19 protein-coding genes are annotated in these 16,855 nt (G+C 34.6%); 11 read left to right on the top strand and 8 right to left on the bottom strand.

The genetic code is table 11. The features are described from left to right. The 4 genes from ACGH6R_RS09830 to ACGH6R_RS09815 form a co-directional block, all read right to left on the bottom strand. Positions 1 to 615, bottom strand: a 615-nt coding sequence (locus ACGH6R_RS09830) for a hypothetical protein (RefSeq protein ID WP_411599642.1), incomplete at its 3' end; no start/stop codon positions are given. Between the two features lie 241 nt (positions 616 to 856). Continuing rightward, on the bottom strand, positions 857 to 1,402 hold the full coding sequence (locus tag ACGH6R_RS09825) for a hypothetical protein (protein WP_411599641.1): 546 nt from the start codon (positions 1,400 to 1,402) through the stop codon (positions 857 to 859). Between the two features lie 365 nt (positions 1,403 to 1,767). After that, complete coding sequence (mltC, locus tag ACGH6R_RS09820) at positions 1,768 to 2,838, bottom strand: membrane-bound lytic murein transglycosylase MltC (RefSeq protein WP_411599640.1); 1,071 nt, start codon at positions 2,836 to 2,838, stop codon at positions 1,768 to 1,770. Positions 2,839 to 2,846: 8 nt separating this feature from the next. Continuing rightward, positions 2,847 to 3,116: an oxidative damage protection protein gene (locus ACGH6R_RS09815; RefSeq protein ID WP_065559651.1), complete on the bottom strand. Its 270-nt coding sequence runs from the start codon at positions 3,114 to 3,116 to the stop codon at positions 2,847 to 2,849. 208 nt (positions 3,117 to 3,324) lie between these two features. Here ACGH6R_RS09815 and ACGH6R_RS09810 point away from each other — a divergent pair, with 208 nt between their 5' ends. The 3 genes from ACGH6R_RS09810 to ACGH6R_RS09800 all read left to right on the top strand — a co-directional run bounded on the left by ACGH6R_RS09810 (position 3,325) and on the right by ACGH6R_RS09800 (position 6,215). Next, the gene (locus ACGH6R_RS09810) at positions 3,325 to 4,536 is read left to right on the top strand and encodes an aspartate aminotransferase family protein (protein WP_267379088.1); all 1,212 of its coding nucleotides are present in this window, start codon (positions 3,325 to 3,327) and stop codon (positions 4,534 to 4,536) included. 68 nt (positions 4,537 to 4,604) lie between these two features. Continuing rightward, a complete protein-coding gene (yihA, locus tag ACGH6R_RS09805; protein WP_065559653.1) occupies positions 4,605 to 5,216 on the top strand; it encodes a ribosome biogenesis GTP-binding protein YihA/YsxC in 612 nt (203 codons plus the stop codon). Positions 5,217 to 5,228: 12 nt separating this feature from the next. Next, positions 5,229 to 6,215, top strand: a complete 987-nt coding sequence (locus tag ACGH6R_RS09800) for a serine/threonine protein kinase (protein WP_411599639.1) — start codon at positions 5,229 to 5,231, stop codon at positions 6,213 to 6,215. Positions 6,216 to 6,239: 24 nt separating this feature from the next. On the opposite strand, the gene ACGH6R_RS09795 is transcribed toward ACGH6R_RS09800, so the two are convergent. Further along, positions 6,240 to 6,539 (bottom strand): GIY-YIG nuclease family protein, encoded by a 300-nt coding sequence (locus ACGH6R_RS09795; RefSeq protein WP_267351934.1) that lies wholly within the window; start codon positions 6,537 to 6,539, stop codon positions 6,240 to 6,242. Positions 6,540 to 6,727: 188 nt separating this feature from the next. Here ACGH6R_RS09795 and ACGH6R_RS09790 point away from each other — a divergent pair, with 188 nt between their 5' ends. From ACGH6R_RS09790 to rpmE, 7 genes are all read left to right on the top strand, one after another. Then, a complete protein-coding gene (locus ACGH6R_RS09790) occupies positions 6,728 to 7,432 on the top strand; it encodes a lipopolysaccharide core heptose(II) kinase RfaY (protein ID WP_267351935.1) in 705 nt (234 codons plus the stop codon). Positions 7,433 to 7,614: 182 nt separating this feature from the next. Beyond that, positions 7,615 to 8,199 carry a hypothetical protein gene (locus ACGH6R_RS09785; RefSeq protein WP_267351936.1) on the top strand — a complete coding sequence of 195 codons (585 nt, stop codon included), beginning with the start codon at positions 7,615 to 7,617 and terminating at the stop codon, positions 8,197 to 8,199. Positions 8,200 to 8,929: 730 nt separating this feature from the next. Next, a complete protein-coding gene (locus ACGH6R_RS09780) occupies positions 8,930 to 9,391 on the top strand; it encodes a DUF721 domain-containing protein (RefSeq protein WP_267351938.1) in 462 nt (153 codons plus the stop codon). A gap of 61 nt (positions 9,392 to 9,452) precedes the next feature. Further along, complete coding sequence (locus tag ACGH6R_RS09775; RefSeq protein WP_065559659.1) at positions 9,453 to 9,854, top strand: ZapG family protein; 402 nt, start codon at positions 9,453 to 9,455, stop codon at positions 9,852 to 9,854. A gap of 72 nt (positions 9,855 to 9,926) precedes the next feature. Beyond that, on the top strand, positions 9,927 to 11,300 hold the full coding sequence (locus ACGH6R_RS09770) for a Do family serine endopeptidase (RefSeq protein WP_324101220.1): 1,374 nt from the start codon (positions 9,927 to 9,929) through the stop codon (positions 11,298 to 11,300). Between the two features lie 112 nt (positions 11,301 to 11,412). Next, positions 11,413 to 12,465, top strand: coding sequence for an outer membrane-stress sensor serine endopeptidase DegS (gene degS / locus ACGH6R_RS09765; RefSeq protein WP_267351941.1), 1,053 nt, complete (start codon positions 11,413 to 11,415; stop codon positions 12,463 to 12,465). A gap of 143 nt (positions 12,466 to 12,608) precedes the next feature. Next, positions 12,609 to 12,824, top strand: coding sequence for a 50S ribosomal protein L31 (gene rpmE / locus ACGH6R_RS09760; protein ID WP_065559662.1), 216 nt, complete (start codon positions 12,609 to 12,611; stop codon positions 12,822 to 12,824). Positions 12,825 to 12,931: 107 nt separating this feature from the next. Here the strand turns inward: rpmE and metJ are convergent, their stop codons facing one another. Continuing rightward, the gene (gene metJ, locus ACGH6R_RS09755) at positions 12,932 to 13,249 is read right to left on the bottom strand and encodes a met regulon transcriptional regulator MetJ (RefSeq protein WP_220215741.1); all 318 of its coding nucleotides are present in this window, start codon (positions 13,247 to 13,249) and stop codon (positions 12,932 to 12,934) included. Positions 13,250 to 13,423: 174 nt separating this feature from the next. On the opposite strand from metJ, the gene metB reads away from it, so the two are divergent. Then, positions 13,424 to 14,608, top strand: coding sequence for a cystathionine gamma-synthase (gene metB, locus ACGH6R_RS09750; protein ID WP_411599638.1), 1,185 nt, complete (start codon positions 13,424 to 13,426; stop codon positions 14,606 to 14,608). Between the two features lie 107 nt (positions 14,609 to 14,715). Here the strand turns inward: metB and citX are convergent, their stop codons facing one another. Next, positions 14,716 to 15,252 (bottom strand): citrate lyase holo-[acyl-carrier protein] synthase, encoded by a 537-nt coding sequence (gene citX / locus ACGH6R_RS09745; RefSeq protein WP_411599637.1) that lies wholly within the window; start codon positions 15,250 to 15,252, stop codon positions 14,716 to 14,718. Positions 15,253 to 15,322: 70 nt separating this feature from the next. Continuing rightward, complete coding sequence (citF, locus tag ACGH6R_RS09740; RefSeq protein ID WP_267351946.1) at positions 15,323 to 16,852, bottom strand: citrate lyase subunit alpha; 1,530 nt, start codon at positions 16,850 to 16,852, stop codon at positions 15,323 to 15,325. Between the last annotated feature and the right edge of the window lie 3 nt (positions 16,853 to 16,855).

Below are 16,855 nucleotides of genomic sequence, written 5' to 3'. Positions count from 1 at the left end.
CTGATGGTTTATTCGGCTTTCACCAAAGCCCGGTATGGTGCTGTCTGATTTTAATTGGCCAAATAATAAATTCGACGAGGTAGATTGGAGGTTAGATTTGCTATAGGAAATAAAATCACTGTCGGTTTGTGCACTGCCATAACCTAATGTCTTAAAAAATGTCGCATAAACATTGTCTTTCAAACCGTCATAACTGGTGGTGGTTAAAATCGCTTTATACTCGCTATCAATCGATAATGGCTCACCATTATCCGTATTGCCATTCCATAATACCGCTTCATAAGGGCTGATATCACTAAAACGGAAAGTCTTTAAGGGATATTGGTTATCTAAATCAGATTGTCGGTAAATGGTGATTTGGTATTCCGCAATTTTGGTTGGATAGTTGGTATAAACATAAAGCCCCATTGGTGTTGTAAATAATCCTTGTGAAGTTAACTTCACTTTAGGATTATAGATACTTAAATTAAGCTTTTCTTTTGCATTAAACTCATCTCGGATAATGTTCAATTTGGGCACGTTATCCGTACCGGCATAAACACCATTTGAGCCGAGTAAAAAAGCAACACTTATCCCCAAACAAAGCGGATGTCGGGTCCAGTTATGTTTTTTCATCTAATTTATTTCCTTTCTTTTAATAGCTATTATTTTTATTTATTGTTAGTTCAGTTAAATGTCTTTTATTAACATCTATACCGATTATCGTTTTAAGTTAACATTTAATTAATAATTAATGATTTAAATAACATTTTAGTTTGAGACTTTTTGAGCTGACATAACATATTGATCGAATAAAACGATCAATAAATAATAAATTTTTGTCTTAAACTATCAAGATATCATCAAGTTAATATCTTTATGTGTATTTTTTATACGCTCTATCTTTTCGTTGAAATAAATTAGTTAGCAAATTGCTATCTTGCACAACACATTGACCTAAAATCTGAAAGGATGCCGCATTAACACTGTTTTTGAAAAGTCCGTATTGAGCAGCCGAGATTACACTGTATTTATTGTCTATTGATAATAGTTCTTTTATAACAATAACAGTCTTTTCAAATAGCGCTGTAACAAAATGGCTATGACTGAAAAACAATGTTTCTAATTGACGGTGATTATCTAAATTAGGTTGCTGATATATCTCATTGTGAGATCCGACATTTTTAATCGGATAATTTGTATCTTTATAAAATCCCAAAGAAGCAAGAAATAACTTTTGTAAGGAGAGTCCAGAATGGTAGATGCCTGAGCTCATTTTTTCTGTTGTATTTAATTCATCATCAATAGATCTAAGCATGATTAAATTAGTCATTGTTTTAGCGAAAGCAAAAATTGATCCAAGCAAAATCAACAAACCTATTACCAGATCAGAAAAAATACGGAACCGTTTACATTTATTCATGAATTAGAATTTCCTTTCATTTTATTGCAACTCTGTTATTAAATTTAGGTTGATGACCTTAAACGATATAAAGAAAAGATAAAATTTACTAAAAATTTAATAGCTAAAACTTTACTATTATTTTCACTTATTCTAAGTTTAGGTTGAAACCGCATCAACTCCTTATTTGCTAAGAGTTGTAAGCGGTTAAACAGCAAATAAAACAGATTATTATCAATTTCAATTACCTTCACGGTAAGCTTTTTTTAAGAAGTGAAATTTAAAATTAACAAATCGGGATTAATTAAATAACTATTGTTTCTTTAATAAAGACCATCATAATATAAATAAATCAATATAATATGATGGCACGACTATTTTATATCCTACCTATTGTCTAATATACTACTGACTTTGATAAGATAGTTGCGAGACTCTTGTGAAACATGGGAAGTAACCAATTTTCGATATACTTGCTGTGGGGTCATAGAATTGATAATGTTAATCGCTTCGTTACGATCACTAGAGAAGGTACGAAGTACACTACCTGCACCACCATTATAAGATGTTATCATTGCGTATCTCAAAGAAATAGGATTATTAATCCCTGCTAGATATTTTGTTTTTAATAGTGATAAATAAGCGGTACCCATATCAACATTATTTTTAGGATCGAGTAAAAATTGCCTGCTAGGTTCCCCTGATTTTCCCCTTAATGAAAAAATATCGCGTCCAGCAGTATGTTGTTGAACTTGCATTAATCCAAGTGCATCACTACGGCTCACAGCATAGGGGTTAAATGCCGATTCAACTTCCATAATCGCTAAAATTAATCGTTCATCTATAAGGTAACGATTTGATGCTTCAATCACTAACGGTAAAAATTTTCTGGCGCGCTGATTGATATGATTAGGAACAAGTTTAATTTCAACATAAGTAATTTGATGAGAACCCGATGTGCGAACTTGCATATTATGAGCAAGAACATAGTCAGCAAAGTTATTGGCTCTACCACTCCAACGAATAGGTTGCATTTCTTGGTCAAGCACCTGATTATACAAAAAAGGCTCTTGTGACTGATTCTGCCCCATTTTACCATGACGAATAATATCATCTGGTTCTGGCATTAGTAGCGTTGAAACAATAGCATCTTTTAAACTAATTATGGGCATATCAGACAATGTTTCTATCGTAATCACCCCAGAAACAAAGTTTATATGAACTCGCGTTTCTAAATTATCCTCATATTGAACATAATCTTTAGGTCCCGCAATAAGCACCTCTTTGGGCCCCCATATTTGTTCAATATTATTAGCATATTGGCTGATTAAAATATTAAATGCATTGGTATCTTTAACATAATAATCTTCATTATCGAAATTTGCATTTTTACTAGGACAACCCGCTAAAAAACTTGCAGTAACAAATAATGTAATAATTTTTATGTTATTTTTCATGTGATTTCTCAATTTTGTGGTTTATAGCCATCAATAATGATATCTTCACCATCAAATAAAAATTTAACCATTTCATCTTCAATTTTTTTTCGATGTTCAGGATTCATCATATTGAGTTTATTTTCGTTGATTAACATGGTTTGTTTTTTAAGCCATTCTTGCCAAGCTAGTTTTGAAATTTCGTTATATATACGCTTGCCAAGCTCTCCCGGATATAGCTGAAAATCCAAACCTTCCGATTCTTCTTGTAAATAATGGCAAAATATAATGCGGCTCATATTAATCTTTTTCCAAATACAATTAAAAATAGTGTCCAATTATAACTGAAAACATTTATGTAAAAGAAGAAAATTATTCGGTCGCTATCCTGCGCAAAACTTTCAAATTGAATTTTAATTCAAATTAAATGAATAATTATTTACTTTACTAAACCTCTATTTGGCATAAAATAGATTGCAACATGTCAATATAGGTAAGGATGTAACAATGCAACATAACGTTTCTCGAGAACTGTTTGATAAAGTCATTTTACCCGTTTATTCACCCGCACAATTTATCCCCGTTAAAGGTGAAGGTAGCCGGATTTGGGATCAAAATGGCGTAGAGTACATCGATTTTGCTGGTGGCATTGCAGTCAACGCTTTAGGGCATTGCCACCCAAGATTAATCAAAGCATTACAAGAACAAAGTCAAAAATTGTGGCATGTCAGCAATGTGTTTACTAATGAACCGGCATTAATGCTTGCTCAAAAACTGATTGACCATACTTTTGCTGATCGCGTATTTTTTGCCAATTCAGGGGCGGAAGCCAATGAAGCAGCGTTCAAACTTGCTCGCTATTATGCCACAAAAAAGTTTCATCCTTATAAAACTAAAATTATTTCTTTTTACCAATCTTTTCATGGACGCACTTTTTTCACGGTTTCTGTTGGAGGTCAAGCAAAATATTCCGATGGATTTGGCCCTAAGCCAGCTGATATCGTTCATGTTCCGTTTAATGATCTTAATGCTGTTAAAGCGGTCATGGATGATCATACTTGTGCGGTCGTCCTTGAACCGGTACAAGGGGAAGGCGGCTTAGCATCGGCTACACCTGAATTTTTGAATGGTGTTAGGTTGCTTTGTGATGAATATAATGCCTTGCTAATATTTGATGAAGTTCAATGTGGCATGGGACGAACAGGCAGTTTATACACCTATCAACAATACAATGTGATACCGGATATTTTAACCTCCGCTAAAGCATTGGGTGGCGGATTCCCGATTAGTGCAATGTTAACCACCGATCAAGTATCCTCTGTGATGCATGTTGGTGTACATGGTACCACTTATGGTGGTAATCCTCTTGCTTGTGCAGTAGGCTGTGAAGCGTTTGATATTATCAATTCACCAGACGTGCTTTCAGGGATCGAAAAGCGTCGAGCAATATTTATTGCTAAACTGGAAGAAATTAATGACAAATTCAATGTGTTTAGAGAATATCGAGGAAAAGGGTTACTTATTGGCGCTGAATTACAACCTGAGTTTCATGACAAAGCTCGCGATTTTTTGAACGTCGCAACAGAATATAAAGTAATGATTTTAAATGCCGGTTCAAATGTATTACGTTTTACACCTTCACTGATTATATCAGAAGATGAAATCCAAGAAGGGATGAACCGATTTGCAAAAGCCGTTGAAAAAGTTGTCAATGCTTAAGTTTTTCTATACAGTAACAGCATTTTAATCGATTAAATGCTGTCTACGCATTTATAGGATACTTATTTATGTACGATATTCGACCATTAAATTATGCAAAAACTAAATTTATATTAAGTGCACCAGATATTTCACATTTGCCCTTTGACGGTGGTGTAGAAGTCGCATTTGCCGGTCGCTCAAATGCAGGAAAATCGAGTGCGCTTAATACGCTGACTAACCAAAAAGGGTTGGCCAGAACCAGTAAAACACCGGGGCGGACTCAGCTTATTAATCTTTTTGAAGTCGAGCCTAATTGTCGGTTGGTTGACTTGCCAGGATATGGTTATGCGCAAGTGCCAGAAACAATCAAGCGAAAATGGCAGAAGTCATTAGGGGAATACCTACAAAAACGTGAAAGCCTTAAAGGTTTAGTGATATTAATGGATATAAGACATCCTTTAAAAGATTTAGATCAACAGATGATTGAATGGGCGGTATCGGTGAACATTCCCGTCATGTTGTTATTGACCAAAGCAGATAAGCTGGCGTCTGGAGCGCTCAAAAAACAAGTTAATATGGTCAAAGAAGCCATCTTACCTTTTCAAGGTGATATTACAGTATCCCCTTTCTCATCACCAAAACGTATTGGTCTTGAACCATTAAAATGGCAATTAAACGAATGGTTTAACCAACAATAAAAGAGAAAATTAATGAATCATCCTGCTTTTTCATTCCAGACGCTATCCCCTGAATTTATTCTTGATTGTTTATTGTCTATCGGGATACGTGTTGATTCGGGTTTAATAGCATTAAATAGCTATGAAAATCGTGTCTACCAATTTATGGATGAAGAGCGAATACGTTATGTTGCTAAGTTTTACCGTCCACATCGCTGGAATCGAGAGCAAATTCTTGAGGAGCATCAATTTACCCAAGCATTATTTGATGCTGAAATCCCTGTTGTTACGCCTATAATAGTCAATAACAACACTCTGCATGAATATCAAGGTTATTTGTTCTCGCTTTTTCCAAGTATAGGCGGCAGACAATACGAATCTGATAACATTGAACAAATGGAGTCAGTCGCACTGTTATTAGGTAGAATGCATCAAATTGGCGCTCAAAAAAACTTTATACACCGACCGACAATCGGTCTTGAGGAGTACCTTTATCAGCCTCAAGAGGTACTTTTATCTTGTCAGTTTATTCCTAAAAATATTCATTCAGCGCTTAGAACAAACCTCACACACCTAATTAAAGCCGTTGAACAACATTGGCATAATGGTTGGCAATGCATCCGTTTACATGGTGATTGTCATATTGGTAATATATTATGGCGAGACCAAGCCATACTTGTCGATTTTGATGATGCACGTAATGGCCCTGCAATTCAAGATTTATGGATGTTACTGAATGGTAATCGGCAAGAACAACGTCTACAACTTGATGCGTTAATAGAAATGTATCAAGAGTTTAACGATTTTGATAGTCAACAAATTAAATTAATTGAGCCATTAAGAGCAATGAGAATGGTTCATTATCTGGCTTGGATTATTACACGTTGGCAAGACTCGGCTTTTACTGCTGCTTTTCCTTGGATCACAGATGTTGATTTTTGGTATCAACAACTCAAGGAATTTGAACAGCAAACTAAAGCAATTTACTCACCACCTTTAGCATTGATGTCGGCATTTTGAATTATAAACTCATCTAAAAATAAATTAGTTAGCAATGAATCTTGCCAATAATTCCGTTAAGTTAGGAGATTGTGCAATGAGTTTTTCTTTATGAGTCTTAGAAAGTTGTTTGATACGATACTCAAGCTTTAAAGCTGTGGATTTATCCCCAACATAAACTTGATAGACAAGCGTAAGATCTTGATGACCTTTCAAATATTTAGCTCCTTGACCAGTTTGATGTTGATGTAAACGTCGACTTATATCTGTAGTAATACCGGTATAGAATGTTTGATTAGCCGTTTTAATAATATAGAGAAACCAAACTGATGACTTATTTAGCATAGTAAACAATAGCAGTTAACGTATTTATCAATAATTTTCAATTATAAGAAAACATTTTAATCAGCGCAAAATTTTGATGATTATAATTAGGTTATGTAAACGTTATAATTATCATCGTTTCATTTACTTTAAGATAGATAGTGTTTAAGATAAACCAATTGTGTTGTTGTATGTTGGAGCCAAGTAATTTGAATAACTTTGCAAATATAATTGAAACTGAACGTGGTGATATGAAGTTCGCTTACGTCCAAAATGATGAAATTGACTATCTTGAACTGTTTGATCACTTTCTGGCAGAGGAAGGTCACCATGAATTACTGGATCCTAGTGATCGTATTGAAAGATATACTTATTTAATTAATCATAACCAAAGCAAATTTATTTTTAAAATTGATGGTGGCGTTGAAAATCGTTTGGAACGTCGACTGATTGCCAAAATAACCGGTGATTTTTATTTCAATTTAATCCACAAATTAGCTAAAATTTCGCAGGATAAATGCGATATAGCTTATGAGCTTTATTTAGTCGCATTCGATAAAAAAACTAAACGCCACTATATGATTTTTAATTTTATCGAAGGTCGTTCATTAACAAGGGACGAAATGAAATTACATGGCGAACAAGTCAAAAATTGTATCGAAAAACTTCATCATTATAATTTAGTCTCTAACGATGTGCATGGCGGTAATTTTATTTTAACGCCAGATGGCAAAATTAAAGCCATCGACTTAACAAATTCAGGGTTTATTTGGCTAACCAAAGCTAACGATGCCATAGAACTGCAAGAACGATTTAATATTAAGATTAAAGTTCCGGCTATGGCTATGGCAATTAAAAAATTCACCCATGGATTTAAACGATTATCACGAAAAATTCGTGGTAAAAAGGTTTAATATTATCTTAATGATGTGAGGTAATTATTTACCTCACTCGCATAACGTCTAAAATTGTTATTGATTTCCACATTTTTAACATTGGTTCTTTTCATTCAATTTTAAATATCAATTTATGGTTAATGTTTATCGATATGAGTAAACTAATCAATAAACCATTTAACACCTATGAGGAGCTAGCCATGAAAGCGTTTATAATTTTATTCACTCTTGTTGCTGTGCTAACGGGCTGTACATCGCCCAAAATGGCGTCGATTTATCAAACCCAAGGCGTCGAAATATCACAAAACGCATCGGGCGATGATATTCTCAATAAATATAGCAAAACAATACCAACCCAAAATCTTCATTCTTCCTTGTCGCTGTGTATTGCACAAGAACTCAATAATGGACCAGTTGTGCTAACAAATGAAAGTTATTTTGGATCACCTTGGTGGTATTCATACAACATCCCTAATCAACAATCGATCACAATAAATGGGGGACAAACGATTAAGCTAGTTGAAGGAAATCATGTTGTTGCCAATGCCATAACCGACTATCATTATAACGCTAAATATTTTGTCAGTTATACTTTAACGGCTACTCACCATCAAAACAATATTCATTATCTATTTAGCAACATTAAACAGGCTCAACAATATACGGGTTCGACAGTAAATGATGGTTTTGAAAACGTTAAAACTTTACAACGATCACATCCTGACTTAGTTATCGATGCACTAAATAAAGAAATCAATAAAATTCAATCATGTTTATTAAAATAATAACACGTTTTATTTGAATTAAATTTTTCTAAACTTATTAAGTATTAAACCAAAATCACCGTATTTAATATTTTAGTGTCATTGAACAGAAATCATTAATATACGGTTTGAAATACTGGTTTTAGATCAGGACATAATTTAAAGCGAATATTTTAACAAACACAATTAAGATGCAAAAAACCAAAACAGTGACATAATACGATAACCCAATCGCTTCATACTATTTATACTTTTTCTGTTTAATTAAATTTTTTTAAGTTTTGTTATTAATTTTTATAATCGGCAATGATAATCTTATTTAAATTACAATCCACGTCATTTATTTACAATTTTCAACAATTTTTTATGTTTTAATTTGAAATATATCAAATTAAATTAGCGACATAAGTAATCTGTATCAATTATTTCTTTTAGTCATTTACTGCTTGGATATCTTTGTTAAAATAATAGTTATAAATGATGATTTCCTTTTTTATAAAACGATAATTATGCTATTACTTGAAATAAACGTTTTTAAACGGTGCTATTCCTTTAAAGTATCGACTTCAAAAACAAGTTGTTTATTTTCAGTATGCTAGATTAACAATTTGAAAAAGATTTTTTAACTATCTGTAAATGTTTTTTTTTAGTAAGATATTTTTTATTAGATGCGCTAAATTATTTTAGTCATATATTGCGTATGTTTTTTAAACAGAGCAAAAGATCATAATGGAGAGCATGAGGTTAGCCTATGCGTGATAATGAACCACAAATACTTTCGTCAATTTTGACGCAAGATTCTTCTTTATTGCATATTCAAGAAAGAATATATGCGTTAAAAAAATTAGCTAATGTTGTATTTGATCTACTGCCTCCTCCGTTAAATGTTCAATGTCGGGTATCTAATTTTAGGCAAGGTATTCTCATTCTTGAAGTCAGTTCAGCGAGTTGGCTTACTCGGCTAAAATATGAACAAAGCAATTTATTAACCGGTATTCGCAAAAACCTATTGCCATCTTTAGCATCAATTCAATATCGTATTAATCCTGATATTGCTGCACCTTCATCCCAAAGGGTTAATCATTCGTCAAATGATGCTACAATGAACAGTACCATGACACAAATTAGTGCAACTTATTTATATGCATTAGCAGAAAATGCACCAAATAAACTAAAAAAACAATTGATTAAACTTGCTAACCATGCAAAATGATAACTAGCAAGTTTATATTAATTTTATATAATCAGACTATATAAAGTACAAGGAGTAATTTATGGAAAAAGACATCATCATTTATATTTTAATTGGATTAGTGATAGGCTTGATTGTTGGCGCTATTTTAATGAATGTGGTTAGTCCTAAAGCTCGTCAATATGCAAATACCAAACGAGAGCTTGATAAAGCACAAGAAGAGTTGAAAACTCAAAAACAAATGATTGCTCAACATTTTTCCCACAGTGCTGAAATCTTAGATAATATGGCTAAAGAGTTTAGACGTCTTTATCAACATATGGCAGAAAATTCGCAACAGATTATTGGTAGCGAAAATATGCCTAATCTTAGTCTTGATGAAAATAATTCTGACAGTAGCCCAAAATTAGTTTTAGAAAAGCAACCTAAAGATTATTCTGATAATCCTTCAAATTTATTTAAAACGGATGATCAACGGTCTTAATACGAATTCACTAGTAAACGCTAGTACAAGTTTCTATTATTTTTAAATTATTCGAAAAGCGAGAGTTGTAAAATGAACAATTCAGTAAAAAAACAAAAAAAACTATTAAGTGTTATTGCTTTAAGTATAAGTATAAGTTTATCGATGTTTTCAAATGCTTATGCTGCTTTTCCATCGATACCTACCGATAATAATACTGAAAAACCGAGTTTGGCTCCAATGCTAGAAACAGTATTACCGTCTGTTGTCAGCATTAAAGTTGAAGGTGTTGCTCAGATGCAAAATAACATGCCAGAAGAATTTAGACGTTTCTTTGGTTATCCTGACAGTCAATCGAGAGCGTTTACTGGGCAAGGTTCTGGTGTCATTATTGATGCTGAAAAAGGCTACGTAGTAACCAATAATCATGTTATTGAAAATGCAGATAAAATCATTATTTCTTTAAATGATGGTCATGAGTATCAAGCCAAATTAATTGGTAAAGATCAACAAAGTGATATTGCATTACTGCAAATTCAAGATGGTAAAAAATTAACCGCACTGAAACTCGCTGATTCGGATAAATTACGTGTTGGTGATTATGTTGTGGCAATTGGTAATCCTTTTGGAATTGGTCAAACGGTTACTTCGGGTATTATTTCCGCGCTTGCTCGTAGTGGACTTAGTATGAATGGTTTTGAGAATTTTATTCAAACAGATGCGTCAATTAATCGAGGCAATTCAGGTGGAGCCTTGGTCAATTTAAATGGTGAATTAGTTGGAATTAATACCGCTATTATTGCACCTAGTGGTGGAAATGTAGGTATCGGTTTTGCGATTCCAAGTAATATGGTGAAAAATTTAACTTCGCAATTAATTGAATTTGGCGAAGTCAAACGGGGTGTATTAGGTATAAAAGGGAATGAATTAACTTCTGATATTGCAAAGGCGTTTGATCTCGAAATTCAAAAAGGCGCATTTGTTAGTGAAGTTATCGATGACTCGGCCGCAAAGGAAGCCGGTATTAAATCTGGCGATGTGATTGTGTCAATGGATGGAAAACCCGTTGATAGTTTTGCCGAATTACGAGCTAAAATTGCTACCGCTGGTGTTGGACGAACTGTTGAATTAGGTTTAATTCGTGACGGTAAAAATCTAACCGTTAGTGTAAAATTAAAAAATAGCGACGAATCGACGACCGAAGCAAAATCTTTACACGCTTCCCTTGACGGCGCTATATTAACTAATGGTGAAATTAAAGGACAAAAAGGTGTAATTATTGAGAGCATTGCTAAAAATTCACCTGCATCAAGTTTAAGCCTGCAAGAAGGCGACCTTATCACGGGTGTAAATAAAACACGTGTCAACAATATTGCGGATCTTCGTAAAATTATTGACAGCAAACCATCTGCGATTGCGTTAAATATTGTTCGGGGTGATAGCCGTTTATATTTAATTTTACGCTAATTCCTGTATAAATTTTTTTTCGTCGATGCTTTTGTATCGACGAAAATCATTAATTTCAACATCTAGTCAGATGTGCTAAAATCTTCTTATCACCCTTTACAATCAAATCATTATGCTTAAGAAAATTTTATGGCCTATATTGATTGGTACTGTTTTAGCGATAGTGCTATTGATTATATTTCCAACCTTGCGCAATGGAACACAATCAAACTTTTCAAGATCAATCTTTGATAACGAACCCATAAGTTATTCTGATGCTGTCAAAATTGCTGCACCAGCGGTTGTGAATATCTACAGCCGTTCAGTGAATGCAATGTCTCAACAATCGACAGATAACCCAATTACACCACTAGGTTCTGGGGTAATTATGAGTAAGCAGGGTTACATTATTACTAATTATCATGTTGTTGATGGTGCAGAACAAATTATCGTTGCTTTACAAGACGGACGAATTTTTGAAGCGCTAACTGTTGGTTCTGATAAACTGGTTGATATTGCAGTTCTTAAAATTGAAGCTACCAATATACCAACAATTCACATCAATCCTAACCGAGAACCAAAGATTGGAGACGTTGTTTTAGCTATAGGTAATCCATATAATATTGGGCAAACCATTACGCAAGGTATTATCAGTGCAACAGGACGTGATGGTTTAAGTCCTTATCGTCGACAAAACTTTATTCAAACTGATGCATCAATTAACCATGGTAATTCTGGAGGGGCACTCGTCAATACTAAAGGTGAATTAGTCGGAATTAACACCCTAACCTTTGCTAAAAATTTAGGAAATGAAGTACCCGAAGGTATCGGTTTTGCCATTCCAACGGCCTTAGCGGTAAAGATAATGAATAAATTGATTCAAGATGGCAAAATAATTCGCGGTTATATTGGTATTGATGGATTAGAATTTACGCCTACTCGAAATCCAAGCGATATGCCGGTTGTTTTAGGTATTTTGGTTACTAATGCCGAAGGTCCCTCTTTACAAGCCGGAGTACAAACAGATGATATTTTAATTATGGTTGATAACAAGCCTGTAAAATCCATTATTCAAACAATGGATCAAATAGCCGAGTTGAAACCAGGCACAACCGTCCCCATAGTAGTATTGCGAAACGGTGAAAAGGTTGAGTTACAAGTAACTATTGGTCAGTTACCTGTTTAAACAAGGCTTTTATTGCTTGATTACCAGCAGTTTAAAGCGTATAATTCGCAACCTTAATCATGTTTTTTAACACTCGTATGGTGTATAGACTTTGCTTTCACAGCCGTTTATATAGCGATACGAACCAACTCTAGAGGCTTATTATGAAAGAAGGTATTCACCCAGAATATAAAGCAATTACAGCAACGTGTTCTTGCGGTAATGTTATCAAAACTCATTCAACTATTGGTCATGATATTCATCTTGACGTATGTGGTGAGTGTCACCCATTCTATACTGGTAAACAACGTGATGTTGCAACTGGTGGACGTGTAGATAAATTCAAACAACGTTTTTCAATGGTTGGCGGTAAAAAATAGTTTTTGTTGTAACGATTTTTTCGTTATTATCATAAAAAAAAGGCGCTTTATGCGCCTTTTTTATATCCCTTCTCTAATGATACTGAACGATGATAACCATTTAATTTTTATTCATCAATCAGATCAGGATCAATACCTAAATCCCTCATCATTTTTTGAGCTTGCAGTGGAATACCATCTTCACGATCTTTTTGTAGATCTTCATCACATGGTAGAGGCTGACCTGTATAAGCATGCAAAAAAGCTTCACAAAGAAGTTCACTATTAGTTGCATGACGCAAATTATTCACTTGTCGACGAGTACGTTCATCAGTCAATATCTTTAAAACTTTTAACGGAATTGAAACAGTAATTTTTTTTACTTGTTCACTTTTTTTACCGTGCTCAGCATAAGGGCTGATATAGTCGCCATTCCATTTCATCATTTTTCCACCAAATTACATCACAAATAATGTGGATAATTTTAACGTTTTTTTTGTTTTACTGCAATCTACACACCAAGATACTTAGACGTCTAGACATGTTGACGTCTTTATTAATTGTGTTATTCTTATACAACTGATATCTAAGAATAAATCAAGAGGTTTAGGAAGGTTATTATGGCTAATCAATCTAACAATCAAAGCCAATGTGCTAATTTAAATCAAGGGACGATTGCTGTCCGGGGTGGTCTAAATACCGATGCTCAATACGGTAGTGTCGTTCCAGTGATTACACCTTCAACATGTTACCGCTATGAAGAGTTTGCAAAACCCAGAGAATTTGATTATGGTCGAAAATCAAATCCTAGCCGACGATTAGTTGAACAAACCGTCGCAAAATTGGAAGGTGGAGCGGATGCTATATTAACGAATTGTGGAATGTCAGCCATTCATTTAGTTAGCGTTGCATTATTATCCCCTAATGATTTAGTGGTTGCGCCTCATGATTGCTATGGTGGCAGTTATCGGTTATTTAACAGCTTAAGTGAACGAGGTCATTTTAAAGCAAAATTTGTTGATCAGTCCGATCCTGTTGCATTGAAAGAAGCGTTAAATCTAGGTCCTAAATTAGTTTTGATTGAATCACCAAGTAATCCTCTTTTGCGTGTTGTCGATATTCAAGCGATCACTCAACAAGCGCATGAAGTGGGTGCAATTGTATTAGTGGATAATACTTTTATGACACCTATTCTACAAAAGCCATTAGAACTTGGAGCTGATATTGTCACCCATTCTTGTACCAAATTTTTAAATGGTCATTCCGATTTATTGGCTGGTATTCTGGTCTTCAAAGATCAAAAATTAGCAACAGATGTCTTATGGTGGGCAAACAACATTGGAACGTTAACATCATCGTTTGATAGCTACTTATTATTGCGTGGATTACGTACTTTAGCTGCTCGTGTCAAATTACAACAAGACAATGCTAAACAGGTAGTTGAGTTTTTAGTGAATCATCCTAAAATTGCTAAAGTTTTCCATCCATCTTTACCGTCTAATCTTGGTCACGATATTGCTAAAAAACAGCAAAAAGGATTTGGCTCTCTTTTAAGTTTTGAATTGGCCGGCAATGCTGATGTTATGCCTAAATTTTTAAAAGCGCTGAATATATTTACCTTGGCACAATCATTAGGTGGAGTTGAAAGCTTAGTCTGTCACCCTGCAACGATGACCCATTCAGGAATTAGTGCCGAAGCTCGTAAGACGGCTGGCATTTCCGATCAACTATTACGCATTTCAGTTGGATTAGAAGATATTGGTGATTTAATCGGTGATTTAAAACAAGCATTAGCGGCTATTTAGCTTTAATTATACAATTAAATTATGGGTTGATGATTTCCACTATTATAATCTTTTTCATCAATCCTTTTAAGATTTAATTAATTGATTTTGATAATGAATTTTAAATCTTATTTGCCGTAATGGATGATTTTATGTTGAATTGCGGTAAATATCTCATCAAGTGAGTGTCGTTTGGCTCGTCCGCAAATTTTTGCTACTTCATCACACACTAGACATTGCCTTGGACGTTGTTCAAATTGAGCTCGAGAAAGGCTCTGTTGGGTAGTGGGATCAATAACATCAATATCCCATAATCGTCCTAAAGGATGATTATCTTCAATATCAATACAAAATTGTTTTAACTTTTTTGTTTGACAAGCTACCGAAATAATCGCTTCAAACCCTGTGATTTGATGATAATGCTGTTCATTCACGATAGTGATATTGTTTGTACTCAAACAGTGATGTAATGCTTGGATCGCTTGATTAAATAGATAGTGTGCTCCACTACTATTTTTAATAGCTCCCGGAATAACCAAACAAAGTGAGATGATTGGTTGTTGATAGTGTGTGATTGCAAAAAGTTGATTGGCAACTCGTTTTTCTTTCGCAAGTAGCATCTGTTCAAGCGTGATTGGCGTACCATCATCAAATTTTACTATCATTGTGGTTTTGTCTGCTATTTGGATAAAAGAAGGCAATAGCATGTCATCATGTCATGCTATTGCAAGTTAGTTAGTCTTTAACTTCGCGTACTACATCAATCACCGAACCATCTCGGTAATGAACAATACCAACAATTTTATCCTTAAATTCAATTGGTTTTGGTTCACCAGTCAATGACACCGCACGTTGGTAAAGCTCTTCAATACTCATTACCGGTAAGTTTGCTGCTTTTAAACGTTCAGCGATTTCTGGACGATTAGGGTTAACAGCAATACCATGGTCAGTTACCAGCACATCAACGCTCTCACCTGGTGTTACAACGGTTGTCACTTTCTTAATCACAGTTGGAATACGGCTACGAATTAATGGCGCAACAATAATGGTTAAGTTTGCACCGGCCGCGGTATCACAGTGACCACCAGACGCACCCCGCATAACACCATCCGATCCTGTTAATACATTAACGTTATAATCAAGATCGATTTCTAATGCACTAAGGATAACAATATCTAACTCATCCACACTCGCCCCTTTCGATGCAGGGTTTGCATAGACATTGGTTGAAACTTCGATATGATCTCGGTTTTTACCTAAAGATTGTCCTGCGGTACCATCAAAACTTTGCGTATCAAGTAAACGTTTAACTAACCCTTTTTCATGTAAATCAACAATACTTGCTGTAATACCACCTAATGCAAATGAGGCAGTAATATTTTTAGCTCGCATACGATTTTCTAAGAATCGGGTGGCTGCCGTTGAAGACGCACCTGAACCGGTTTGAATTGAGAAGCCGTCTTTAAAATAGCCAGAGTACTCGATGACATCCGCAGCATAGCGAGCAATCATTAGCTCACGTGGATTGCTGGTAATTCGCGCTGCACCGACACTGATTTTAGTCGGGTCACCAACTTCATCGACTTTAACAATGTAATCGACTTGATCCTGACGAATACTTGCCGGATGATTTGGATAACCAACGATATCTTCAGTCAACAAAACTACTTTTTTCGCAAATTGCGCATCAACCATCGCATAACCCAATGCACCACATTGAGATTTACCCGATACACCATTCGCATTACCTTGTTCATCAGCTGTTGAAACAGCTAAAAATGCGATATCAATGTTAATTTCACCACTTTGAATAAGTTTTACTCGTCCACCGTGTGAGTGAATATGAACAGGATTATCCATTAATCCATGTGAAATAGCATCAGCCAATTTACCTCGTAAACCAGAGGTATAAATTTTGGTAATTACACCTGCTTCAATATGTGGAATCAAGGCAGAGTTACAACTTAACAATGAGCTTGATGCTAACGTTAAGTTTTTAATACCAAGTTTGCTGATCGTTTCAACAACTTTGTTAATGACCTTATCACCTTCACGAAAAGCATGGTGGAAAGAGATCGTCATTCCATCACGTAATTCACATTTATGAATTGCTTGTTCGATAGAATCACATAATTTACGTGTGTATTTTGACTCATCTTTTAAATAAGGCGTTGTTGCATTAGCATCAACAAACGGTGCAATATTTTTTAGATCAGGATGCTGTTTTAGCAAATCATCAATTTTTTTGTCTATAGAAGTCGTCATTTT

The organism is Gilliamella sp. CG13, assembly GCF_046635805.1.
GTDB classification, from domain to species: domain Bacteria; phylum Pseudomonadota; class Gammaproteobacteria; order Enterobacterales; family Orbaceae; genus Gilliamella; species Gilliamella apicola_I.
Note: the sequence above shows the minus strand (reverse complement) of the source record. Positions and strands in the feature narration are given on the sequence as shown.